The sequence below is a fragment of the Pararhizobium antarcticum genome (genome assembly GCF_001885585.1).
GTDB lineage: Bacteria > Pseudomonadota > Alphaproteobacteria > Rhizobiales > Rhizobiaceae > Pararhizobium > Pararhizobium antarcticum.
Genome location: NZ_LSRP01000024.1, coordinates 71,553 through 94,474, shown reverse-complemented (window position 1 = coordinate 94,474; position 22,922 = coordinate 71,553). Strand labels below are relative to the sequence as shown.

The 22,922-nt window shown below is 62.8% G+C and carries 21 protein-coding genes; 12 read left to right on the top strand and 9 right to left on the bottom strand.

What is annotated here, in order from left to right:
- Positions 1-25: 25 nt before the first annotated feature.
- The gene (locus AX760_RS03330) at positions 26-1,435 is read left to right on the top strand and encodes a DUF6880 family protein (protein WP_071831412.1); all 1,410 of its coding nucleotides are present in this window, start codon (positions 26-28) and stop codon (positions 1,433-1,435) included.
- 4 nt (positions 1,436-1,439) lie between these two features.
- On the opposite strand, the gene AX760_RS03325 is transcribed toward AX760_RS03330, so the two are convergent.
- Entirely contained in the window at positions 1,440-2,336 is an 897-nt protein-coding gene (locus AX760_RS03325; RefSeq protein WP_071831493.1) for a LysR family transcriptional regulator, read from the bottom strand.
- A 135-nt stretch (positions 2,337-2,471) separates the two neighbouring features.
- Between AX760_RS03325 and AX760_RS03320 the strand changes: the two genes are divergently transcribed.
- The 4 genes from AX760_RS03320 to AX760_RS03305 all read left to right on the top strand — a co-directional run bounded on the left by AX760_RS03320 (position 2,472) and on the right by AX760_RS03305 (position 6,978).
- On the top strand, positions 2,472-3,911 hold the full coding sequence (locus tag AX760_RS03320) for an FAD-linked oxidase C-terminal domain-containing protein (protein ID WP_071831410.1): 1,440 nt from the start codon (positions 2,472-2,474) through the stop codon (positions 3,909-3,911).
- Positions 3,908-5,107: an FAD-binding protein gene (locus AX760_RS03315; protein WP_071831407.1), complete on the top strand. Its 1,200-nt coding sequence runs from the start codon at positions 3,908-3,910 to the stop codon at positions 5,105-5,107. Before AX760_RS03320 ends, AX760_RS03315 begins: the two co-directional genes overlap by 4 nt.
- Positions 5,108-5,189: 82 nt before the next feature.
- The gene (gene glcF, locus AX760_RS03310; protein ID WP_071831405.1) at positions 5,190-6,497 is read left to right on the top strand and encodes a glycolate oxidase subunit GlcF; all 1,308 of its coding nucleotides are present in this window, start codon (positions 5,190-5,192) and stop codon (positions 6,495-6,497) included.
- Between the two features lie 19 nt (positions 6,498-6,516).
- A complete protein-coding gene (locus AX760_RS03305) occupies positions 6,517-6,978 on the top strand; it encodes a hypothetical protein (RefSeq protein ID WP_071831403.1) in 462 nt (153 codons plus the stop codon).
- A 69-nt stretch (positions 6,979-7,047) separates the two neighbouring features.
- Here the strand turns inward: AX760_RS03305 and AX760_RS03300 are convergent, their stop codons facing one another.
- Positions 7,048-7,743, bottom strand: coding sequence for a L,D-transpeptidase (locus AX760_RS03300; protein ID WP_071831402.1), 696 nt, complete (start codon positions 7,741-7,743; stop codon positions 7,048-7,050).
- Positions 7,744-7,893: 150 nt separating this feature from the next.
- Complete coding sequence (locus AX760_RS03295; protein WP_071831401.1) at positions 7,894-8,643, bottom strand: L,D-transpeptidase; 750 nt, start codon at positions 8,641-8,643, stop codon at positions 7,894-7,896.
- Positions 8,644-8,912: 269 nt separating this feature from the next.
- Between AX760_RS03295 and AX760_RS03290 the strand changes: the two genes are divergently transcribed.
- A complete protein-coding gene (locus tag AX760_RS03290) occupies positions 8,913-9,542 on the top strand; it encodes a DNA-3-methyladenine glycosylase I (RefSeq protein WP_071831400.1) in 630 nt (209 codons plus the stop codon).
- Between the two features lie 77 nt (positions 9,543-9,619).
- On the opposite strand, the gene AX760_RS03285 is transcribed toward AX760_RS03290, so the two are convergent.
- The 4 genes from AX760_RS03285 to AX760_RS03270 all read right to left on the bottom strand — a co-directional run bounded on the left by AX760_RS03285 (position 9,620) and on the right by AX760_RS03270 (position 11,295).
- The gene (locus tag AX760_RS03285; protein ID WP_071831399.1) at positions 9,620-9,814 is read right to left on the bottom strand and encodes a hypothetical protein; all 195 of its coding nucleotides are present in this window, start codon (positions 9,812-9,814) and stop codon (positions 9,620-9,622) included.
- Between the two features lie 122 nt (positions 9,815-9,936).
- Entirely contained in the window at positions 9,937-10,359 is a 423-nt protein-coding gene (copM, locus tag AX760_RS03280; protein WP_071831398.1) for a CopM family metallochaperone, read from the bottom strand.
- 51 nt (positions 10,360-10,410) lie between these two features.
- A complete protein-coding gene (locus tag AX760_RS03275) occupies positions 10,411-10,791 on the bottom strand; it encodes a hypothetical protein (RefSeq protein WP_071831397.1) in 381 nt (126 codons plus the stop codon).
- A gap of 60 nt (positions 10,792-10,851) precedes the next feature.
- Positions 10,852-11,295, bottom strand: coding sequence for a hypothetical protein (locus AX760_RS03270; protein ID WP_175552005.1), 444 nt, complete (start codon positions 11,293-11,295; stop codon positions 10,852-10,854).
- 275 nt (positions 11,296-11,570) lie between these two features.
- Between AX760_RS03270 and AX760_RS03265 the strand changes: the two genes are divergently transcribed.
- The 4 genes from AX760_RS03265 to hisG all read left to right on the top strand — a co-directional run bounded on the left by AX760_RS03265 (position 11,571) and on the right by hisG (position 16,081).
- Entirely contained in the window at positions 11,571-12,203 is a 633-nt protein-coding gene (locus AX760_RS03265) for a helix-turn-helix domain-containing protein (RefSeq protein ID WP_071831396.1), read from the top strand.
- 176 nt (positions 12,204-12,379) lie between these two features.
- Positions 12,380-13,936 carry a histidine--tRNA ligase gene (gene hisS, locus AX760_RS03260; RefSeq protein WP_071831395.1) on the top strand — a complete coding sequence of 519 codons (1,557 nt, stop codon included), beginning with the start codon at positions 12,380-12,382 and terminating at the stop codon, positions 13,934-13,936.
- 313 nt (positions 13,937-14,249) lie between these two features.
- The gene (locus tag AX760_RS03255) at positions 14,250-15,386 is read left to right on the top strand and encodes an ATP phosphoribosyltransferase regulatory subunit (RefSeq protein ID WP_071831394.1); all 1,137 of its coding nucleotides are present in this window, start codon (positions 14,250-14,252) and stop codon (positions 15,384-15,386) included.
- Positions 15,383-16,081, top strand: coding sequence for an ATP phosphoribosyltransferase (hisG, locus tag AX760_RS03250; protein WP_071831393.1), 699 nt, complete (start codon positions 15,383-15,385; stop codon positions 16,079-16,081). Before AX760_RS03255 ends, hisG begins: the two co-directional genes overlap by 4 nt.
- A gap of 322 nt (positions 16,082-16,403) precedes the next feature.
- Here the strand turns inward: hisG and AX760_RS03245 are convergent, their stop codons facing one another.
- Positions 16,404-17,759 (bottom strand): esterase-like activity of phytase family protein, encoded by a 1,356-nt coding sequence (locus tag AX760_RS03245; RefSeq protein ID WP_071831392.1) that lies wholly within the window; start codon positions 17,757-17,759, stop codon positions 16,404-16,406.
- A gap of 159 nt (positions 17,760-17,918) precedes the next feature.
- Entirely contained in the window at positions 17,919-18,443 is a 525-nt protein-coding gene (locus AX760_RS03240) for a DUF2937 family protein (protein ID WP_071831391.1), read from the bottom strand.
- Between the two features lie 201 nt (positions 18,444-18,644).
- Here AX760_RS03240 and AX760_RS03235 point away from each other — a divergent pair, with 201 nt between their 5' ends.
- Both AX760_RS03235 and AX760_RS03230 read left to right on the top strand, forming a co-directional pair.
- Positions 18,645-19,862 (top strand): NAD(P)/FAD-dependent oxidoreductase, encoded by a 1,218-nt coding sequence (locus AX760_RS03235; RefSeq protein ID WP_071831390.1) that lies wholly within the window; start codon positions 18,645-18,647, stop codon positions 19,860-19,862.
- A gap of 226 nt (positions 19,863-20,088) precedes the next feature.
- Positions 20,089-22,884 (top strand): bifunctional diguanylate cyclase/phosphodiesterase, encoded by a 2,796-nt coding sequence (locus AX760_RS03230; RefSeq protein WP_071831389.1) that lies wholly within the window; start codon positions 20,089-20,091, stop codon positions 22,882-22,884.
- The last annotated feature ends 38 nt before the right edge of the window (positions 22,885-22,922 follow it).

The following is a 22,922-nucleotide window of genomic DNA, read 5'->3' as shown; positions in this document are numbered from 1 at the left end:
TGCGGATTTGCGCTGTTTTAGGACCATGGCAAAAGCGGCAAAAAAACCCAAACTCGATACGGCCGGTCTGACGGTTCTCGGTCTCGACAGGCTGATCGACATCGCACTGGACGAAGCGGCGCTCAATGTTTCCTTCAAGAAGCGGTTGAGCGCAGCCTTGGCCGGGATCAGCGGCGGCGATGCCGTGGCCAAGCTCGTCGACAGCCGTCTCGACGCGTTGGAGAAAGCGCGCACCCGCATCAAGGGCCAGAGAGAAAGGCTGTTCAGCAAGGACCTCGAAAGCCTGCTCGCCACCATTGTCAAGGAATTCGGGCCGGTCGATGCCGGCATGGCGCTGTCGCGCCTGATCCGCTTCGTCTTCGGATACGAGGCGATGGCTGATCGCGCCAATGATGCCAGCGGCCGGATTGCCAGCATCTACGGCCAGGCCTGCGACGCCGCCGCCGAGCTTGCCAGGGCGCTGAAGCCTGACGAGGCCGCCCGCGTTCCGCATCTTCTGATGCCGGGTATCGGCGGCACCGATTATTACGGCTTCCATACGCTGCTCGCCACGGGCATTGCCGCCAGCCTGCCGGCCGATGTGCTGAAAAGCTGGGACGAGATGCTGGCCTTGAAGATGAAGATACCGGCCGCAAGCGCCTATCTGCCGGCCATCGTCCCCGTCCGCCGCGCCATCGCCGATGCGCGCGGCGATATCGATGGTCACGTCCGCATCGAGGAAGCCTTGCCCGAGGGCTTACGCGAACCGCATATCCTGGCGCAGCGCCTGTTTACGGCTGGTCGCTTTGCCGAGGCGCTTGCCTGGGTCCGCCAGCCGCGAAAGGCGCGTATCGGGTTCATGCGCCGTGCCGATATCTTTACCGGGCGCCTGCCGATGCAACCGGATGTCATGCGGCTGGAGGCGGCGATCCTGGATGGCATGAAGGACAGGACCGCCTCGCAGGCGGTGCGCTGGGCGGCCTTCGAGGAGCGTCTCGATGCGACGATCCTGCGGGACTATATTGCCAAGGCCGGCGATTTCGAGGAGTTCGAGGCGCTGGACCGGGCCTTTGCCCTGATCGAGCGCCACGCCGATGTCAATGCATCGCTCGCCTTCTATCTGGCCTGGCCGCGGCCCGATCTTGCCGCGCTTTATGTCACCCGCCGCGCCGATATCTGGGACGGCCGGTTCTCCGACATGCTGGCGCCGGCGGCAGCCGCACTCGAAGCTGACCATCCGGCCGCAGCAACGGTTCTCTACCGGGCCATGCTGGACCATGTTCTGCGCGCCGGTCTGTCCGACGCCTATGCAGATGCCGCCCAGTATCTGTCGCGGCTGTCCGATCTCGCCGGCCATGTCGAGGTGGAGCCCGGCCAGATGACCCATGGTGCCTATGTCGAAAGCCTGCGCCTGAAGCACGGCCGCCGGTTCGGCTTCTGGAACCAGGTCGCCTGACGGCCTATTGCTCCCAGGGCGGCACGGGCCCATAGAGGCCCGCCAGATAGTCGATGAACAGCCGCACCTTGGCCGGCAGGAATTGCCGGCTCGGATAGACCGCGGAGACGCTGAGGTTGCGCGATCCCTCCCATTCCGGCAGCACCTGCAGCAACGTGCCGGAGCGCAAGTCCGGGCCGATGTCCCAGGTCGAGCGCAGCGCAATGCCGGCGCCTGACAGCACCGCCTCGCGGATGACCTCGGAGGAGTTGGTAATCAGCGGACCCTCCGGCCGATAGCTGACCGCCCCATCGGGCCCTTCGAGCTTCCAGCTTTCATGATTGTGCGCCGGCAGGCAGATGTGCTGTTCGAGATCGGCAAGCGTCTGCGGCATGCCGTGGCGGCGCGTATAGTCCACCGACGCGCACAACACCCGGCGCACCGGCGCAAGCCTGCGCGCAACGAGACTGGAATCGCTGAGTTCGCCGATGCGGATGGCAAGATCGAAGCCTTCGGCAACGATGTCCGTGAAGGCATCTGACAGGGTCAGGTTCAAAACGAGATCGGGATGTGCCGCCATGAAACGCGTCAGGTGCGGCGCAATGTGCATGCGGCCAAAGGAGGTCGGCGCCGAAATCCTGAGCGTGCCCTGAACCTCGCCCGAGCGCCCGGCGGCAAAGGCTTCGGCATCCTCGATGCCGGCGAGAACGCCGAGCACCCGGTCGTAAAATCCCTGGCCGGCATCCGTCAGCGAGATCTGCCGCGTCGTGCGTTGCAACAACCGTGTGCCCAGCCGATCCTCCAGCCGCTTGATCCGCTTGGAGATCACCGCGGGCGAAAAACCCAGCGCGCGACCGGCGGCCGACATGCTGCCGGTCGCGACAACACGCGCGAACACTTCGAGATCGCCGAGATTGGTCATTCCGGTCTCATCGTCAATCGTCGCCATTCTTGCTGAAACGGAAAAACTGTTTAGCATTTGCTCCGCACCGTTGAAAGTGGTAAAGAAAAAATACCAGTTAGGCCTCCGGTTTAAGCTGGCGGGTGGAGGAAAAACATGCCGGACAAGATCGCATTTCTGCCGCCGAAAAAATCGGTGCTCGACCGCCGCGATATCATCGTGGCCGATCTGTCTGATCTTCTGCCGAAGGGCTGTCTGGTCAGCGAACCGCGCGGCCTCGTGCCGTTCGAGACCGATGCCTTCATCGCCTATCGCAATGTGCCTTTGGCTGTCGCGTTGCCGGAAACCACGGCGCAGGTCGCGGCCATTCTGAAATATTGCAGTCGCTATGACATTCCCGTCGTGCCGCGCGGCGCCGGCACCTCGCTCTCCGGCGGCGCCATTCCGCAATCGGATGCTGTCGTCATCGGCCTGTCGAAGCTGTCGCGCATTCTCGATGTCGACTATGCCAACCGGACCGCCACCGTGCAGGCCGGCGTCACCAATCTCAACATTTCCGAAGCCGTCTCCGCCGACGGTTATTTCTATGCGCCCGATCCGAGTTCGCAGCTGGCCTGCACCATCGGCGGCAATATCGGCATGAATTCCGGCGGGGCCCACTGTCTGAAATACGGTGTGACGACCAACAACCTGCTCGGCGTCAAGCTGGTGCTGTTCGACGGCACGATCATCGATCTCGGCGGCAAGGCGCTCGACGCGCCGGGCCTGGATCTTCTCGGCCTCGTCTGCGGCTCCGAAGGCCAGCTCGGCATCGTCACCGAAGCGACGGTGCGGCTGATCGCCAAGCCGGAGGGCGCCCGACCGGTGCTGTTCGGTTTCCAGTCGTCGGAGGAGGCGGGCAGTTGCGTCGCCGAAATCATCGGCACCGGCATCATCCCGGTCGCCATCGAATTCATGGACAAGCCGGCGATCGAGATCTGCGAGGCCTTCGCCCATGCCGGTTATCCGATGGACGTCGAGGCGCTGCTGATCGTCGAGGTCGAGGGATCGGAAGCCGAGATGGATGCGATGCTGGCCAGCATCATCGCCATTGCCGGCCGTCACGGCGTCTCGACCATCCGCGAATCCCAGTCGGCGAACGAGGCCGCTTTGATCTGGAAGGGCCGCAAGTCTGCCTTCGGTGCCACCGGCCGCATCGCCGACTATATCTGCATGGATGGCACGGTGCCGCTCAGCCAGCTGTCCTATGTCCTCCGCAAGACCGGTGAAATCGTCGCGCGCCATGGCCTTCGGGTCGCCAATGTCTTCCATGCGGGCGATGGCAACATGCACCCGCTGATCCTCTACAACATCAACGACCCCGAAGATGCCGCCCGCGCCGAGGAGGCCGGCAACGAGATCCTCAAGCTCTGCGTCGATGCCGGCGGCTGCCTGACCGGCGAACACGGGGTCGGCATCGAAAAGCGCGACCTGATGCTGCACCAGTTTGCGCAGGTCGATCTCGACCAGCAGATGACCGTCCGCGCTGCCTTTGACCCGCACTGGATCATGAACCCCTCCAAGGTCTTTCCGCTGGAAGGACGGCCTGCCGCATGAGTGATCTGCATGAACCCGTCTCCGAGGACGCGGCCGCCCGCATCATCCACACGGCATCAATCGTCCCGGCACCGCTTGTCATTCGCGGCGGCGGAACGCGCAGCTTGGTGCCAAACGACGAGCAGCATGATGTCCTTTCCTCCGCGCGGCTCTCCGGCATTGTAAGTTATAATCCGGCCGAAATGACCATGACGGCGAAATCCGGCACACCGCTTGCAGACATCCTGGCCGTTCTTTCCGAAAAGCGTCAGATGCTCTCCTTCGAGCCATCCGACCTGCGCCCTGTCCTCGGCACGACCGGCACGCCGACGATCGGTGGCGTCTTTGCCACCAACGCATCCGGCCCGCGCCGTTTCATTGCCGGTGCCGCGCGCGACAACCTGCTCGGCGTCCGCTTCGTCAATGGCAGCGGCGAGATCGTCAAGGCCGGCGGCCGGGTCATGAAGAATGTCACCGGTCTCGATCTGGCCAAGGTGCTGGCCGGGTCGCGCGGCAGCCTGGCATTCTTGACCGAAGTCACCTTCCGGCTGCTCCCTGTTCCCGAGACATCAGCAACCATCGTGATCTCAGGTCTCGACGATGCGCAGGCCACAGCCGCCATGGCGACGGCCCTGTCTATGAGCGTCGAGGTTTCAGGCGCTGCCCATCTGCCCGAAACCGTGCGCGGTCATTTTATCGACGGCGCCCTGCCGGCGCAACCGGCGACGGTTCTCAGGCTCGAGGGATTGTCGGCCTCTGTTGCGGTGCGGTCGGAAAAACTGCAGGCTGCCATGGCCGCCTTCGGTCTGGTTTCGACGCTCGACCCCGGCATGACCGACAGGCTTTGGGGCGAAATCCGCGATGTCCGGCCCTATGCCGACCAGACAGAGCGTCCCCTCTGGCGCGTTTCGGTAGCGCCGACCGCCGGGCATCAGCTCGTCGCCGCGCTGCGACTCGAAACCGGTGTCGATGCCTTCTACGACTGGCAGGGCGGCCTTGTCTGGCTGCGCATGGAAGCGGATGCCGAGGCCGGCCTGCTGCGCCATTTCGTGAAAGCCGTCGGCGGTGGCCATGCGACGCTGATCCGCGCGCCGGCCGCTATGCTTGCGGCAACGCCCATCCTGCAACCGGAGCCGGACGCGGTGGCCGCGCTCAGCGCCCGCATCAAGGCAAAATTCGATCCCAAGGGAATTTTCAGGTCGGGGCAGGTGGGATGACGGAGATATTGACTATGCCGCGCTTTAACTCCCGCTGTTCCTTTCAGGGGCACGCTCCCGCAAACCCCGAGGCTGCAGTCTGATGCAAACCACCTTCACCGCCGCCCAGCTGGCCGATCCGCATGTTGCCGAATCCGAGGCGATCCTGCGCAAATGCGTGCATTGCGGCTTTTGCACCGCCACCTGCCCGACCTATGTAACGCTTGGCAATGAACTCGACAGCCCGCGCGGCCGCATCTACCTGATCAAGGACATGCTGGAAAACGGCCGTGCCGCCGATGAGGAGGTCGTCACCCATATCGACCGCTGCCTCTCCTGCCTGGCCTGCACGACAACCTGTCCGTCGGGCGTCGACTACATGCACCTGATCGACCATGCCCGCATCCATATCGAGGAAACCTACCGGCGGCCGCTGAAGGATCGCCTCGTGCGCGCCGTGCTGGCTGCCGTTCTGCCCTATCCGTCGCGCTTCCGGCTGGCGATGCGCGCCGCGCGTCTCGGCAAGCCGTTGGCGGGCGCCCTGAAGCGCATTCCGTTTCTCAAGACCTTCGGCGTGATGCTCGATCTTGCGCCACCGAGCGCCGCACCCGCCTCGGACTCGACCCGTCCGGGAAAACGTCCGGCAAAGACCGAAAAACGTGGTCGTGTCGCGCTGTTGACCGGCTGCGCCCAGCCGGTGCTGAAGCCCGGCATCAACGAGGCGACCATCCGGCTTCTGACGCGCCTCGGTATCGAGGTCGAGGTATCAGCAGGCGAGGGCTGCTGCGGCGCGCTGGTGCATCACATGGGCCGCGAGGAACAGGCGCTGGTTTCCGCCCGGCGCAATGTCGATGTCTGGACAAGGGCCATCGACGACGGCGGCCTCGACGCCATCGTCATCACCGCCTCCGGCTGTGGCACGACGATCAAGGATTACGGCCACATGCTGCGGCTCGATCCGCTCTATGCCGAAAAGGCGGCCCGGGTTTCGGCTCTGGCCAAGGACGTGACCGAATATCTCGCGACGCTCGACCTGCCGCGGCTTGAACCGAAGCGGGTGAGCGTTGCCTATCATTCGGCCTGTTCGATGCAGCATGGCCAGAAGATCACCATGGCCCCGAAACTGCTTTTGAAGGCTGCCGGGTTCACGGTGCGCGACCCGGCGGAAGGCCATCTCTGCTGTGGCTCGGCCGGCACCTACAACATCCTGCAGCCGGAGATTTCGGCAACGCTGAAGGCCCGCAAGGTCAAGAACATCGAGGCGACGAAGGCCGACATCATCGCCACCGGCAATATCGGCTGCATCACCCAGATCGCCACCGGAACGGCAATCCCGATCCTGCACACGGTCGAACTGCTCGACTGGGCCTATGGCGGCGAGAAGCCCGAGGGCATCAGCGCCCTTTCCTGATACTTCACGGGAGAACAGCATGCGTGCTTTTGGTATGATCGCCCTTGTTTCTGCGCTGCTTTCCGGTGGTCCGGCCTTTGCCACCGGAGGCTTCTCATGCCGGATTGACGACCCCGTTCTCAGCCTCGACGTCGAAAGCGGTTTCAGCCACGGAATGGGCGATGGACTGCTGAATTTCGGCGGCACGATCGAGATGCGGGACCGCTTCGCGCCGGAAACCTTGCGCAAGGTCACGCTCGACCCGACCCATCTGCCCCATCACTGGCTTTATGCCGATTCACTGAAGCTGCGGATTTATGCGGAAACGGACAAGGGGGCCTTTGCCTCCCTTGATCTCGTCATCGAGACGAGTGCCAAGGGCGGTGACGAAGGTACATATGCGGGAGACTATCGGCTGACGCTCTACCGCGTGGAACCGCCTGCGGGCGCCGCCGATCCGCAAGTTGTGAAGACCGGCAAGGTCGCCTGCCTCGTCGGCTGACCTGTTGCATGAAAAAGCCCGCGCAGTCTTGCGATCACGCGGGCGCCTTGACGATGGATCAGGCCTGTCTCAGCCGCCGAACAGCGTGCGCAGGAAATCGACGCCGCGGTCGTCGAAGCTGACTTCGCCCTGCCTGTTGCCGGGCCCAACCACGATGACCTTGGTGCCGACGCCAGCCTGATCGTAGAGATGCTCGACATCCTGGTTCATCATGCGGATGCAGCCGGACGACATGTTCTGGCCGATCGTCCAGGGCTGGTTGGTGCCATGGATGCGGAAGATCGTGTCGCGGCCGCCCTTGTAGAGATAGAGCGCGCGGGCGCCGAGCGGATTGTCCGGGCCGCCTTCCTGCACGACCGGCAGGATGCGTCCCTTGCGGCGCTCGCGGGCGCGCATTTCGGCCGGCGGTGTCCAGCTTGGCCATTCGGCCTTGCGACCGATCTTGACGACGCCCGACCAGCCGAAGCCTTCGCGCCCGACGCCGATGCCGTAGCGCACGGCCCGGTCCTTGCCCTGCACATAGTAGAGATACTTGTTGTTGGTATCGACGATGATCGTGCCCGGCGCCTCGTTGGTCTGCAGCCGCACCTTGGTGCGCCAGAACTGCTTGGCCGGCTTCTTCTGCTGCGCGACCTGGACGACATCGCTGTTGCCGGTCTGCACCGCCGGCCGTTCGCCGGTCGTGAAGGCGGACGCCCCCGGTGCAGGCAGGATCGTGGCAGCGGCGAGCAGCAGCACGGCCGTCTTTTTCAATGCAAATCTCATGTATTGTTCCCTCTCAACCCAGTCGCGCGCAAGGCTATTCAATATTGCGGGCGGCGCAACCCGACGCCGCCCGCAATAGCCGAAATGTGATCGCTGCGTCTGTCACCCGGGAAACACCTGTTGCCCGAAAAACACTGTGTCTGGCGATTTTCAGATGACGATGACCTTGGTGCCGACCTTGACGCGTTCGTAGAGGTCGACGACATCCTCGTTGCGCATGCGGATGCAGCCGGACGAAACGGCATAGCCGATCGTCCAGGGCGCATTGGTGCCGTGGATGCGGTAGAGCGTGCTGCCGAGGTAAAGGGCGCGCGCGCCGAGCGGATTTTCCGGACCGCCGGTCATGCTGACGGGCAGGAAGTGCCCCTTGGCGGCCTCGCGGGCACGCATTTCCGACGGCGGCGTCCAGGTTGGCCATTCCGCTTTGCGGGTGACCTTGTGGGCACCGGCCCATTCGAAGCCCGGCTTGCCGACGCCGACGCCGTAGCGGCGGGCCTGGCCCTTGCCGGTCACCAGGTAGAGGAAACGATTGTTGGTGTCGATGACGATCGTGCCGGGTCGTTCCGCCGTGTCATAGGCAACGCTCTGCGGCAGGAACTGCGGGTCAAGCGCCTTGCTGGCCGGACGCTCGGCGCGAACGGCAGCGACCGGCTGCGCCAGTGCGACGCCCGAGCGCTGGCGCAGGATGCGCTGGCGGACCAGCTGTTTTCGGGTGGCGCGCGGGATCTGCTGGCGGTAGACGACCGGCTCGACCGCGCCGCCGAGCTGCAGCACCCAGGGGGCGGTCAGGTCCGGGCTGATGATCACCGGCGGGCGGTTCTGATACCGGTCCTGGGCTTCGGCAATGCCGGTCAGGCCCAGAAGAATGGAGGTGGCTAGGAGAATGGATTTCTGCAACATCGGACGCACTCGCTCGCTTTCGACGGGACTTGGCCAAAGCGCTGCCCACCCCGCAAAAGCGGAGGAAGGCAGACTTGACGGGAATTTTCGCGCCACGACAGCGGGCGCCTCGCACATGATCGTGGCACCGCGCGGACACCGAATGGTAAACGGCCATTCATGAAACAGTCGCCGAGGCCATAAAGCTTTGGGTAGGGTTATCGCCGGCTTTAGGACTATGGTTGGCAAATGGTAAAGCGCGCAACAGACATGGCAACGGGAGACGGGGCGTGACGGCGAATGGCATCATCACCGGAGAGGACGGGCGCGACCGTTGCGCCTGGCATGGCAATCTCGACGACTACCGGCGCTATCATGACGCGGAATGGGGCCTGCCGATGGCAGATGACATCAGGCTGTTTGAAAAGATCTGCCTCGAGGGTTTCCAGTCCGGCCTGTCCTGGCTGACCATCCTGCGCAAGCGGGACGCCTTTCGCGCCGCCTTTGCCGGCTTCGATTTTGATGCCGTGGCCACGTTCGGCGAGGATGACATTGCCCGCTGTCTTGCCGATGCCGGCATTGTGCGCCACCGCGGCAAGATCGTCTCGACAATCAACAATGCGCGGCGGGCGCAGGCGATGAAGACAGAGTTCGGTTCGCTTGCCCGCTATTTCTGGGCCTATGAGCCCCAGCCTTCAGAGCGGCCGGCAGTGGTGACGCGGGAGGTCATTGCGGCCAATCCGACCACGGCCGTGTCGATCCGCATCTCCAAGGATCTGAAGAGGCGCGGCTGGACCTTTGTCGGGCCCACCACCGTCTATGCCTTCATGCAGGCCATGGGGCTGGTCAACGATCATATCGAGGGCTGTTTCTGCCGCGAAAAAGTTGAAAACCTGCGCTCGGCCTTCGTGCGGCCATAACCGGACGTCAAAAGCCTGCCGCATCGCATGACGGCGGGGTTGCCGGACCTGTTGTACCGGAAACGAGGTTTCTGCGCTCAGTGAACCCGTGTGGTCGGTCGGTTGTTTTCGTAGAGAAGCCCGATGCCGAACACGAGAAGAAAGGCGCCCAGAACCAGCCACTCCCCGTTGTCGGACATGGCCATGCCGGCAATGATATTGGCACCCTGCAGCATCCACACCACGCCGATGAGAATGACCACGATCCCGGCGATATTCTTGAAAGTCTTCATGACGTCCTCCCACGTTCATGTCGATCAGTATGCGACTGACGCGCAGCCTGGTCAACGCCCCGGGGAATGGCGCATCGGCCATGCCGGCGTCGACCGCCGGCACGGCCTTTTCAAGCCTGCTATCAGCCGCCGTTCTTGGCCAGCCAGTCCTTCATCATGGCAATTTCCGCTTCCTGTGCGGCGATGATGTCTTCTGCCAGTTTGCGCAGGGTTTCGTCCTTGCCGTATTCGAGCTCGATCTTCGCCATGTCGATGGCCCCCTGGTGGTGGGCGATCATGCCGCGAACGAAATCGACATCGGTGTTGCCGGTAAACTCAAGGTCCATGCCGGCATGCATTTTCGCATTGGCGGCGGCAAAGGCGGTGCTTGACGGTCCGTCATCGCCCTTGGGCTTGCCCATGTCCATGCTCATGGAGCCATGATCCATAGTGCCATGATTCATGGTGCCGTGATCCATGGTTTCCTGTGCCTGCGTGGCCAATGGTCCGGTCAGGGACACGGCCAGTGTCAGCGCGAGCGTGATGATCGTGCGTTTCGATGTCATTGTTTTTCTCTCAAATCTGATTGCGGATACCGGTGCGGGGTGCCGCGCCGGTCAGGCATGAAAGAACCGTCTGGGCGGCGGGAAGCGGGGTTTGAGATCGGTCGCGATCATTGCGGGCTGCGGCACGATCTCCGGCGCGGTCCCAGCGATGCGCGGCGGCTCAATGTCGAGGGCAGCCGTCTCGATGGCAAAACACGCAGCGCACGCCATCGGATGAATGCCTTTCGACCCATGATGGCACTCGGCCTGATCGCCGCTGCAGCGGGCTTCGTCCGGATGGTGGTCGTGGGCTGACACAGTCCGCTGATGCTGCTGATGCTGCTGATGCTGGAAAGAGGTGCCGCCCGGCAGATCGTGCACCCTGATCTGCGCAAGCGCGGCTGTCCAGCCGCTGATCACGGCGCAGAAGATCAAGAGGGCAAGGCTCGCCATTCGCATGCCGGAAAACCTAGGTTGAAAGCACGGCGAAAGAAAGATGCGCCGACGGTTATATCAGCCGTTCAGCTGCGGAAAGGCAAAGACACCCTGCAGGCGGCCTTTCGCGGCCCGGACGTCGGAGGAGCCGACGCAGAAGATGCGGCTCGCCGGACCGGCGCCGAGCATGATCGTGGTGCAGTAGCAGAAGGAGGAAGAGGTCGATGTCGCCTCTTCCAGGATGCTGAGGATCGTTTGCCGGTCCTCCTTGGCGTAGCTGCGCACGAGGTCGAGCAGGCCGCTCGCTTCCCCTGCAAGACCATGGCGCGCCCGTGCCTTCTCGCCGATGCAAAACAGGCCGGTCGAGAGGTCGCAGACCCAGCTTTCCACACTGTGGTTTTCCTGCACGAGCGACTGCGTCCAGTGTTCATGGGCGCGCGTCTCTTCGGCATGGATCGCCGCAAAACCGGGCATCATGAAACCCGGCATGCCGAAATCCGCTCTCCAATATGCGTCCTGCATGGAAATTGCGCCGCCCTCGCTGTTCATTCCGTCACCCCTGACAATCCACAGGCGCGCCCTATTCGCGGGGGCGGAACCGAAAAGGTCTTTACCCGGCGCATAAAAAGGAATGATCTGCTGCGGATCGTGATTGCGTTTTTTGCGCAATCCGCTTGAATGCCCTTTGATTCTAAAGAAAAATCGTCGTTTCGGGAATGTCTGCAGGTGATCGTTTGCTGTACTTATGAGGGCATTTTATGGTGAAAATCAACTTTAAGCTGTGATAAAGGTACAGTATGACGCTTCTCGCCGTTTCCCAGAGCGAACTGATCAGGCAGTTGCGGACCTACCGCTTGAAAGTCGGCCTGAGCCAGGCCGATATCGGCTGGAAACTCGGCTTTTCCGTTCCGACGATTTCGCGCTGGGAGCGGGGCGCCTGCACACCCGATCTGCGCGCCATCGGCGCCATCGTCGATTTTCTCCGCCGCGCCGATGCCCATACGGAAAAGGCACTGATCCGCGCCGTGCTGACCGCGCGCGACAGCCGCAATCTCTGGGAGGGGGAAAACATCCGCTATCTGGCGGGATCCCCGGGCGAATACGCCGAGACGCCGCAGATGCGGGCGATCGTCGGTTACAGCATCCGCCGTTTCATGACCGGCCTCTACAACGACTACATCGAAGACCGCGCAGTTGTTGCCAGCCTCAAGGCCGGCGAAATCGCCAGCGTCGATTTCTACGGCGGCGCGGCCATGTCGATGACCAGCATCCCCGACGGTTTCGTGCAGAAGAAGACCTTCACCTTCCAGTCGGAAATCCGCGGCCTGATCCGCAGCGATACCCGCTCGCTGCTCATTCCGGTCGCGCAGGCGCCCATGCTCACGGGCGTCGTCAGCCACAGCTGGGATGAGCTGTCACGGCCGCAATAGGCAGCTTGCCCATGCGGGGAGCCTTACCGCTGGAATGGCCGCCAGAATGGCCGCTAGACTGGCCACAAGACTGGCCGCAAGACTTGCCGCCCCAGCCCTGATCGGCTAGGGACAGGCACCTATGCCGCTGGCCAATCCCGCTGGCCGATCAGCACCCTGGAATCCGGACGCACGCCATGAACGACAAGAAGAAAAAACCGCAAAAGCTGAAAGCCCGCCTGCCGCGCGGTTTTGTCGATCGCAACGCCGCCGATATTCGCGCCGTCAACGAAATGACCGCGAAAATCCGCGAGGTCTATGAGCGCTACGGTTTTGATCCCGTCGAAACACCCTTGTTCGAATACACCGACGCGCTGGGAAAATTCCTGCCCGACGCCGACCGCCCGAACGAAGGCGTGTTCTCGCTGCAGGACGATGACGAGCAGTGGATGAGCCTGCGTTATGACCTGACCGCGCCGCTCGCCCGCCATGTCGCCGAGAACTACAACGACATCCAGCTGCCCTACCGCACCTATCGCGCTGGCTACGTCTTCCGCAACGAAAAACCCGGCCCCGGCCGCTTCCGCCAGTTCATGCAGTTCGACGCCGACACGGTGGGCGCCGCCGGCGTCCAGGCCGATGCCGAAATGTGCATGATGATGGCCGACACGATGGAGGCGCTCGGGATTGCGCGCGGGGACTATGTGATCCGGGTGAATAACCGCAAGGTGCTTGATGGTTTGTTAGAAGCAATTGGCCTTGGAGGCGACGAAAATGCCTTGGCGCGATTGGCTGTGCTTAGAGCGCTGGATAAGTTTGATAAGTTTGGCATAGATGGTGTGAAGCTGCTTCTTGGTCCGGGCCGAAAGGACGAAAGCGGCGACTTCACTAAGGGCGCTGGACTAAGCGATGAGAAGGTGGGAACCGTTGTAAATAATTTGCTGTTTTCGCCCAACGAGTCCGTTCAAAATGGTCAACTTGTTTATAGCAATCAACGAGTCCTTTCTTACCTTCAGACCAATTCCAACCTGAATGCAAATTTCTCTCAGGGCTACGATGAGCTCTGGACAATGGCCCAAATGTTTTCTGCATGCGGCTATGCTGAGGATCGCATTAGAATAGACGTTTCCGTCGTTCGCGGCCTCGAATACTACACTGGCCCCGTCTACGAAGCCGAATTGACCTTCGACGTCACCAATGAAAAAGGCGAGAAGGTCGTCTTCGGTTCGGTCGGCGGTGGTGGGCGGTATGACGGTCTGGTCTCTCGCTTCATGGGTCAACCGGTGCCGGCCACGGGCTTTTCCATCGGCGTCTCGCGCCTGATGACGGCGCTGAAGAACCTCGGCAAGCTCGGCCAGGACGAGGTCATTGCTCCCGTCGTCGTCTGCGTCATGGACCGCGACACGGAAAGCCTCGGCCGCTACCAGAAGCTGACGCAGGAGCTGCGCAATTCAGGCATCCGTGCCGAAATGTACCAGGGCCAGAAGAAGAATTTCGGCGACCAGCTGAAATATGCAGACCGCCGCAATTCCCCGATCGCCATCATCCAGGGCGGTGACGAGCGGGCAGCAAACGAAGTGCAGATCAAGGACCTGATCGAGGGCAAGCGCCTGTCCGGCGAAATCACCGACAACACCGCCTGGCGCGAGGCCCGCTCGGCGCAATATGCCGTTGCGGAAAAGGACATGGTCGAGAAAGTCCGCGAGATATTGGCCGCGCAGGCGGATGACCGGGCGCGGAACGGACAGGACTGAGCGTGCGGACACAAAGCCCCCCTCTGTCGGAGATACCGACATCTCCCCCTCAAGCGGGAAGATGGACCGCAAGCCTTGTGCCGTTTTCTGAAGCGACGCCGCAGCATTGGCGGTTGATCTCCCTCTTCTCCCCAGCGGGGAGAAGTGCCGAGCGGATGCGAGGCGATGAGGGGGGCTTCGGCGAAGCCGGAGCCGTCAGGATTTTGCCTGCGGCCCCCCTCATCCGCCCTTCGGGCACCTTCTCCCCGCTGGGGAGAAGAGGAGAGGCCGTGAACATCAGGGCCTGCGGATCTTCCCCGGAAAGCACGACCCCATGCCGCTGATCAACCTGCCGACCTTCGCCGCCGACATGCTGGCCGATTTCGAGACGCTTGGCACGCTGCGTGTCGATACGCCTGTCATTCAGCCAGCCGAGCCGTTTCTCGACATGGCGGGCGAGGACCTGCGCCGGCGCATCTTCATGACCGAGAGCGAGACGGGCAAGAGCCTGTGCCTGCGCCCGGAATTCACCATTCCCGTCTGCCTGCGCCACATCGAGACCGCGACCGGCACGCCGCGCCGCTATTCCTATCTCGGTGAGGTGTTTCGCCAGCGGCGCGAGGGGGCCAACGAGTTCTATCAGGCCGGCATCGAGGATCTCGGCGAAACCGATGTCGCCGGTGCCGATGCCCGCGCCATCAGCGATGCCGTCGCCATCCTGAAAAACCGCCTGCCGGATGCCGCGCTGTCGGTGACGCTGGGCGACCAGGCGGTGTTCGAGGCGGTCGTTGCCGCCTGCGGCCTGCCGGTCGGCTGGCAGAAGCGGCTGATCCATGCCTTCGGCAATATCGCCCGGATCGACACGCTGCTGACACGCCTTGCGACGCCGCAGCCGGTGACAGGCCTCTCAGCCGATATCGAGGCGCTGCTGTCGTCCGGCGACGATGCGACGCTGGTTGCCCATCTCGACGAAACCATGGAAGCGACCGGCTATTCGACCAATGCCAGCCGCAGCCCGCGCGAAATCGCCGCCCGGCTGAAGGAAAAGCGGGCGCTTGCCCGCATCGCGCTGGATGGCCGCACGCTCGATCTGTTGCGCGAATTCCTGTCGCTTTCCGTGCCGCTCGCCGATGCGCCGGCCGTTCTGTTCCGCTTTGCCGAAAAATCCGGCCTGACGCTTGATGGCGCCCTGTCGCGGTTTGATGCGCGGGTCGCAGCCCTTGGCAATGCCGGCGTCGATCTGTCACCAATCACTTACCGTGCTGCCTTCGGCCGCCCGCTTGATTATTACACTGGCCTCGTCTTCGAGGTGACCTTGGCCGGGTCCAGTGCCGTGCTGGCCGGCGGCGGTCGCTTCGACCGGCTGATGACGCTGCTCGGCGCGACCACCCACATCCCGGCCGTCGGCTTCGCGCTCTGGCTCGACCGCATCGAACAGGCCATGTCCGCCACGGGAAAGGCTGCCCGATGACCCTCACCATCGCTTTGCCCTCCAAGGGCCGGATGAAGGACGACGCCTCGGCCATCTTTGCGCGCGCCGGAATGAAGATCGCCGCCGTCGGCAATGAGCGCTCCTATCGCGGCCGCGTCGAAGGCGTCGACGATATCGAGATCGCCTTTCTCTCGGCGTCTGAAATCTCCCGCGAGATCGGCAATGGCGGCGTCGATTTCGGCGTCACCGGTGAGGATCTCGTGCGCGAAGGCCTGGCGGATGCCGATGCCCGCGTCGAATTCTGCGCCCGGCTGGGTTTTGGCCATGCCGATGTCGTCGTCGCCGTGCCGGAGATCTGGCTGGATGTCGACACCATGGCCGATCTTGGCGATGTCGCCGCCGATTTTCGCGCCCGTCACGGCCGCCGGTTGGCGATCGCCACCAAATACTGGCGTCTGACGCAGCAGTTCTTCTCCGCCCAGCACGGCATCCAGCTCTACCGGATCGTCGAGAGCCTGGGAGCCACCGAGGGTGCGCCGGCCTCCGGCTCCGCCGACATCATCGTCGACATCACCTCGACCGGCTCGACGCTGAAGGCGAACCACCTGAAGATCCTGTCCGACGGCATCATCCTGAAATCGGAAGCCTGCCTCGTGCGGGCGAGGAAGCCAGAGCATGAGGGCGATCCGCGGGTTGCCGAGATCATCGCACGGGTGCAGGCAGCACTGAGCTGAACGGGGGCGATCAAGCTTCTGCCGTGCCGGTTGTCTCGTGTTCTGTAACATAAACTTTGCGGGAGAAGCATCTCCACACTTCGTCATCCCGGACCCGTTCCGGGATCCAACGACCCGACGTCCGTCGGGTCAAAGACTCTTTCGCCCAAAGACTTTTTCACCCAAAGACTTGGGCGACTGGATTCCTGTGACGAGCACAGGAATGACGGATGTAAAGTCAGGCCTGCTTCCAAGACCTGGGAGTTCTGACAAATTTGGAAACAGCACCGAAACCGCTCTCGGGCGCCCGGCTCACCCGGACGCCCGATGCGCAAGGCGGATGTTACTTCGCGGCGAGGAAGTCGGCGACGTCCAGCAGCACGAACTCGTTGTCGTCGGTCTTGTCGAGCGCGCGGGCGGCCGAAAACGGCAGGTTGTTGTCATTGCCGACGACGATATGGGTGGCATCGACGCGATCAACATTCTCGATGGTGACGAACGGCATGTCGTAGAAGCCGTCGCCGCCGCCCTGGCGCTTGCGGTTGTCGGGATCGGCGATCTTCATCAGGTCGATAAAGCCGATCTTGCGGACTGCCTTGCCGACGGTCTCTTCGCTCATCTCGATCTTGTAGATGCGCTTGTGCTTGGCCTGAACGGCAAAGCAATCCGGCGTCGGCGCTTTTGGGTCGGCGCAGATCGGGCCGGTACCGGCGCCGTTGTCACGCTCGATCACCAGCGCCGTCGTTTCGTCCAGCATGTTGAAGTCGCCGATCGCCTCGCCGCCGGCCGACAGCGGATAGAGCCAGCTGCGGCCGGTCCAGGCCTTGGAGGCGATGTCGAACTCGATAACGCGGAGCGCCGTCAGATCCTCCGCCTTTTCGATGCTGCCGTCGTCCTTGAAGAGCGGGCCTTCCAGCATGCCATAAAGCTTCGTGCCGTCCTTCGACAGGGCGAGCCCTTCATAGCCGCCCGAACGCTTCAGATTGAAGACCGGCATCTTCGCGGCCGGATTGGCCGGAACGACGAGGGTCGGATTGTCAGGCGATTTGACCTCGGTCTCGCCGACCTTGGTGGCGATCACGTCTGTGAGCCTGCCGTCGCGGCTGAATTTTAGGAGGTAAGGACCGAATTCCTCGCCAACCCAGAAGCCGTCGCTGACCGGCTGGATCGATTCGACGTCGAAATCGGCGCCGGTCAGATAGCGCTTTTCTGCACCTTCCATGACGATCGGGAAGGGTGCCTTTCTGTCGGGATCGGAGAGGAACACGGTCTCGACCGGTTCGACCTTGCCGGCCTCCCAGTTGAGGCGGATATGGTGCAGCATCAGCATCGCGTCGCTGGAATTGGCCTTGGAGCCGAAGCCGTTGTCCGAGAGCGACCAGAACGTGCCGTCCTCCATCGCCTTGATGCCGGAAAAGCCCTGCATCGGCTGGCCGTCGAACGGCACGGAGAGATCGGTCTTGCGCACGCCGTCATTGCCCCTGACGGTGCCGAGGCCGTCTGCGCGCTTGCGGTCGGCCGTCGTGAATTTTCCCGACGTCTGGAGATGCGCGGCCGCGTCCGCCGGTGCGGCAATCATCGTGTTGGCCGGCAGGATGGCGTGCTGGACGAGTTTCGCCGGAAATTCCTTTTCCGCGGCATGGGCGGTAAGCGTGGTCAGCGCGAGAAGCGCGACGGATGCCAGAAGGGTGCGTGTCATGTTGTATCCTTTGTTGCGTCGGCAGAAACAACGACGGGATAGGCGGCGATCATGACGCGCGGGTGATGCTGGCTTGAAGCTTCCATGACGGTTTGGCGAAGGGTTGCCAGAGCCGTCTGCGACCCGGGGTCAATGCGACATCAGCCAATCCATCCTGAATCAATGCAGCAGGCGATACCGCCGTCCGGCGCCAAGCCGGTAGGCTGCGCGCGATAGAAATGCCAGAACGCGGAGCAGCGCCCAGCCGGAGATAAAGCCGATCGCCGCCCAGACGAGCCCGGGAATGCTGATCGGCACGGCGGGGATGAAGTCGCGCCAGGCATTGCCAAGGATGGCACTGTCGGCCTCGCGGATCAGCACGAAGGGTTTCAGCACGGGCAGGGCGGTCGACAGGGCCTCGCTCTGCGCTTCCAGGGTCTCATAGCGGGTGATCGTCTGCTGCATGGAGGCACCCTGCGATCGCAGGAAGGGTTCGCCCGAGGCGCTGTAGAGCGTCAGCGCCTTGTCCCGGTCGAGCTTGTTTTCCGCCGCCTGCTGGTCGAACGTCTCGACGATGACGCGCAGCTCGTCCAGCGCGCCGCCGATCCGCTGGGCATATTGCTGGGTCATTTCCGGCGCCTGCGACAGGACCAGCCCGCCGAAGATGCCGGCGCCCAGTGCCAGAAAACGTGCGATCGGAAACATGCGTCGGAAGCCTCTGCCTTGGTGGTTTCCATGGATGGTTCCCATGGGCGTGTGAGAGGGGTAACGGCCTGGGCGCGCAAAGGTTCGATGCAAGCTGGTCTTTGTCCTGCGTCGCCTGCCGGAACCCGAGTTGACGACACTCGCGCCGACAGGCTAGGTCTTGGCTCCAGGAACAATGCGCGACATCGGGCGGGAACAGACGTGACGGGAAGACTAGTTGTTGCAGGTGGCGGTCAGGCGGCTTTTGCGCTGGTGGCGAAACTCCGGGCCCTGAAGGACGAGCGTCCGGTGACGATCATCGCCTCCGAGGCAAGTCTGCCCTACCAGCGCCCGCCGCTGTCGAAAAAATACCTCCTGCGCGAAATGGGTCTCGACCGCCTGCTCTATCGCCCGGAACCCTGGTATGCCGAGAACAAGGTCGATATCCGCCTGTCCACGACCGTTGCCGGGCTCGATCGGGCCGCAAAGACGGTAACGCTCAGTGACGGCGCGATGCTTGCCTATGAGACGCTCGCCCTTGCCACCGGCTCGACGCCGCGCCGGCTGCCGGCCAGCATCGGCGGCGATCTCGAAGGTGTCTTCGTCGTGCGCGATTTCGCCGATGCCGACAGGCTGGCCGGCGAATTGCAGCCGGGCCGGCGCGCCCTGATCGTCGGTGGCGGTTATATCGGTCTGGAAGCCGCAGCGGTCGCCCGCACCTGCGGCCTGGAGGTCACGGTTATCGAAATGGCCGATCGCATCCTGCAGCGGGTCGCCTCTGCCGCGACATCGCGCCTGGTGCGCGATATTCATGTGTCGCGCGGCGTCGATGTGCGCGAGGGCGCTGGCCTTGTGCGTCTGGTCGGAACCGATGGTCGTGTCACGGCCGCCGAACTGACCGATGGCTCGATGCTGCCGGTCGATCTCGTCATCGTCGGCATCGGCGTCTCGGCCAATGACCAGCTGGCCCATGATGCCGGTCTCGAGGTCGCCAACGGCATTGTCGTCGACCGCTTCGGCGCCACATCCGACCCGGCCATCTATGCCATGGGCGATTGTGCCGTTCTGCCCTTCCAGGACATGCGCATCCGGCTCGAATCCGTGCAGAACGCCGTCGACCAGGCGGAAGCCGTCGCCGCCATTCTGGCCGGTGGCGCGGTGCCCTATGAACCGAAGCCCTGGTTCTGGTCGGACCAGTACGACGTCAAGCTGCAGATTGCCGGCTTCGGTCTTGGCCACGATGAAACTCTGGTCCGGGCCGGCCAGCGCGAGGGCAGCGTGTCGGTCTGGTATTTCCGCCAGGGCCGGCTGATCGCGGTCGATGCGATCAACGATGCCAAGGCCTATGTGACCGGAAAGAAGCTCCTGGAAACAGGCAGGACCCCCGACCGCAAGGCGCTCGAGGATCCGGCAATCGATCTGAAATCGCTTCTGGCGTAACGGTTTTTTTCTGCAACCGAAAACCCTGCATTCTGCGGCTGTGCAATCTGCGGAATAGGGCTCTTGTCCGCGCGTTAACGACAATCGGTTGTTCCGCTCCGGATTGTGCGTCGGAAATCGTTGTTTCACCCTTCCTTAAGTGCCGCCGGTGATCTCCTATCGCTGAAATCTCTGGGAAATCCGCAACAGGCGCCCCGGAACAGCTTCGGATATATGGCGGTCTTCGATGTTCAAGGTTCTGACGTGTCTGGTGGTCGAGCATGACTTGCGCCTTGTGTTGCTGGCGGGGCTAATCTGCTTCCTGTCAAGCTACGGTGCCGTAACGCTTCTGCAGCGGGCAAGATTGAGCGCCAGACGGGCCCGCGTCGCCTGGGCGGCGGTCGCCGGCGTCTCCAGCGGCTTCGGAATCTGGTCAACCCATTTCATCGCCATGATTGCTTACGATCCGGGTGTGGTCATGGGCTTCGAGATGAAGCTCACCGTGCTGTCGCTCGCCGTCGCGATCCTGATGACCGCGGCCGGTCTTTTCTTCTCGACCCTCTATCAAGGCCGCAAGGGCGACATGATCGGCGGCAGCCTGATCGGGTTCGGCGTCGTCACCATGCACTTCCTCGGCATGAGCGCGATCCAGATGCCGGGCGACATTGCCTGGGATCCCGCCCTCGTTGCCGTCTCGCTTGTGGGGGCGCTCGCTTTCAGCATCACGGCCCTTTCAGCGTCGCGCCGGCAAGGAAAGCGGTTCGGCCATCGCCTGATGGCAACGACGCTGATGACGCTCGGCGTCGTTTCGCTGCATTTCGTCGCCATGGGCGCAGTCACGGTCACCCCCGGCCTGATGCCGGTCATGGACAGCGCCGTCATGCCGCAGCACCTCATGGTGCTGCTGATCGCCGCGCTCGCCTTTTTGCTGCTGTTTGCCGTTCTCGCCATCGCAGCCTTTGCCAACCATCTCAATCAGACGTCGGTCGAAAGCGAACGACAAATGGCGCTTTTCGTGCGCGGCGTGACGGATTATGCGATCTGCATGCTGGATATCAACGGCCGTGTCGCCAACTGGAATGCGGGCGCCGAGCGCGCCAAGGGCTATGTCGCCGCGGACATCGTCGGCAAGCATTTCTCCTGCTTCTATTCCGTCTCCGATCAGATCGAAAACGAGCCTTCAAAGGCTCTTGCCATTGCCCGCAGCCAAGGCAAGTTGGAAACATGGGGGTGGCGCTACCGCAAGGACGGAACCTGCTTCTGGGCGCATGTCATCATCGATGCGATCCAGGACGAGATGGGGACACTGATCGGTTTCGCCAAGATCACCAAGGATATCACATGCGAAAAACGGGCCGCCGACCGCCTTGCCGAGGTCTCGGCAAATCTTGATCTCGCGCTCCAGAACATGTCGCAGGGCATCTGCCTGTTCAGCCATGACGAGCGCCTGCTGCTCGCCAACGAGCGTTTCTGGCAGATCTTCGGTCTGCCCGAGGATATCCAGCAGCTCGGCATGACTTTTCGTGACATGCTGGAATCCGCCTACCAACGGCTCGCAGGCGAGCCGGCGGTCTTCAATGCCAAGGTTGCCGAGACCTATCAGCGGCATGTCACCGATGTCGTCCGCACCGGCGGCGGCGACCTGACCGAGAAACTCCCGAACGGACGCTCGGTGCTGATCAAGTACAAGACGCTGCCGGAAGGCGGCTGGGTCGCCACCTATGAGGACATCACCGATCGGCTCGATTCGGAGGAGCACATCTCCTTCCTCGCCCGCCATGACAGCCTCACCGGCCTGCCGAACCGGCTGCAGTTCAATGCCTATCTCGAGGATGAGATCGATGCAGCGACCTGGTTCAACCGCAAGGTTGCGGTCGTCGGCATCGACCTCGACAAGTTCAAGGAGATCAACGACCTGCATGGCCACGCCGCCGGCGATTTCGTGCTCTCGACACTGGCCACCCGCATGAAGTCCGCCGGGCTGGAAGACGAGTTCGTCGCCCGCCTCGGTGGCGACGAGTTTGCCGCCGTCAAGCGTTTCTCGGAAATGGCGGAGCTCAATGATTTCCTGTCCCGTCTCGAAAAATGTCTGTTCGACGAGCTGATCTACCAGGATTTCGAGATCAAGCCAGGTGCGAGCATGGGGGTCGCCGTCTTCCCGCAGGATGCAGCGACGGCGGAGGTTCTCGTCAACAATGCCGACCTTGCGATGTACCGCGCCAAGGCGGCGCTCAACCAGGCTGTCTGCTTCTATGAGGTCTCCATGGACGAGGCCGCTCGCGGTCGCCGCAGCCTTGCCAACGATCTCTGGAACGCCATACCGAAAAACCAGCTGAGCCTGCATTATCAGGTGCAGAAGTCGGTTCTGACTGGCGAAACCATCGGCTACGAAGTTCTGTTGCGCTGGAATCATCCAGAGCGGGGCATGGTACCTCCGAGCGAGTTCATTCCGCTGGCCGAGGAATGCGGCGCCATTCTGCCGATCGGCGAATGGGTGCTGCGCGAAGCCTGCCGCGAAGCCGCCAGCTGGAACGAAGGATACAAAATTGCAGTGAACCTATCGCCGGTCCAGTTGAGCAACAGCGATATCGTCGCGCTCGTCCACGAGGTTCTGCTGGAGACCGGGCTTTCGGCCAAGCGCCTGGAGCTGGAAATCACCGAATCGACCATTATCCAGGACAAGGATCGTGCGCTGCTCACACTGCGCCAGATCAAGGCGCTCGGCGCGACCATCGCCATCGACGATTTCGGCACCGGCTATTCCTCGCTCGAAACACTGCGCGCCTTCCCCTTCGACAAGATCAAGCTCGATCGCAGCTTCATGCTCGAGGTCGAGGTCAGTCCGCAGGCCAAGGCGATCGTCCGGGCCATTCTGGCGCTTGGCCAGAGCCTCGCGGTTCCCGTGCTGGCCGAGGGCGTCGAGACGCAGAGCCAGCTGGATATTCTGCAGTCGGAAGGCTGCGACGAGGCACAGGGCTATTTCCTCGGACGCCCGCAATCAATGGATGCGCACGCGCTCCTCGGGCTCAAGCGCAGCGCCTGAGCGGCGCTTCATGACACTCGCAAAGATCGCCGCATCCT

Coding starts and splice junctions, on each gene's coding strand:
- AX760_RS03330 (WP_071831412.1), top strand. CDS start 26: ATGGCAAAAGCGGCAAAAAAACCCAAACTCGATACGGCCGGTCTGACG.
- AX760_RS03325 (WP_071831493.1), bottom strand. CDS start 2,336: ATGACCAATCTCGGCGATCTCGAAGTGTTCGCGCGTGTTGTCGCGACC.
- AX760_RS03320 (WP_071831410.1), top strand. CDS start 2,472: ATGCCGGACAAGATCGCATTTCTGCCGCCGAAAAAATCGGTGCTCGAC.
- AX760_RS03315 (WP_071831407.1), top strand. CDS start 3,908: ATGAGTGATCTGCATGAACCCGTCTCCGAGGACGCGGCCGCCCGCATC.
- glcF (WP_071831405.1), top strand. CDS start 5,190: ATGCAAACCACCTTCACCGCCGCCCAGCTGGCCGATCCGCATGTTGCC.
- AX760_RS03305 (WP_071831403.1), top strand. CDS start 6,517: ATGCGTGCTTTTGGTATGATCGCCCTTGTTTCTGCGCTGCTTTCCGGT.
- AX760_RS03300 (WP_071831402.1), bottom strand. CDS start 7,743: ATGAGATTTGCATTGAAAAAGACGGCCGTGCTGCTGCTCGCCGCTGCC.
- AX760_RS03295 (WP_071831401.1), bottom strand. CDS start 8,643: ATGTTGCAGAAATCCATTCTCCTAGCCACCTCCATTCTTCTGGGCCTG.
- AX760_RS03285 (WP_071831399.1), bottom strand. CDS start 9,814: ATGAAGACTTTCAAGAATATCGCCGGGATCGTGGTCATTCTCATCGGC.
- copM (WP_071831398.1), bottom strand. CDS start 10,359: ATGACATCGAAACGCACGATCATCACGCTCGCGCTGACACTGGCCGTG.
- AX760_RS03275 (WP_071831397.1), bottom strand. CDS start 10,791: ATGGCGAGCCTTGCCCTCTTGATCTTCTGCGCCGTGATCAGCGGCTGG.
- AX760_RS03270 (WP_175552005.1), bottom strand. CDS start 11,295: ATGCAGGACGCATATTGGAGAGCGGATTTCGGCATGCCGGGTTTCATG.
- AX760_RS03265 (WP_071831396.1), top strand. CDS start 11,571: ATGACGCTTCTCGCCGTTTCCCAGAGCGAACTGATCAGGCAGTTGCGG.
- hisS (WP_071831395.1), top strand. CDS start 12,380: ATGAACGACAAGAAGAAAAAACCGCAAAAGCTGAAAGCCCGCCTGCCG.
- AX760_RS03255 (WP_071831394.1), top strand. CDS start 14,250: ATGCCGCTGATCAACCTGCCGACCTTCGCCGCCGACATGCTGGCCGAT.
- hisG (WP_071831393.1), top strand. CDS start 15,383: ATGACCCTCACCATCGCTTTGCCCTCCAAGGGCCGGATGAAGGACGAC.
- AX760_RS03245 (WP_071831392.1), bottom strand. CDS start 17,759: ATGACACGCACCCTTCTGGCATCCGTCGCGCTTCTCGCGCTGACCACG.
- AX760_RS03240 (WP_071831391.1), bottom strand. CDS start 18,443: ATGTTTCCGATCGCACGTTTTCTGGCACTGGGCGCCGGCATCTTCGGC.
- AX760_RS03230 (WP_071831389.1), top strand. CDS start 20,089: ATGTTCAAGGTTCTGACGTGTCTGGTGGTCGAGCATGACTTGCGCCTT.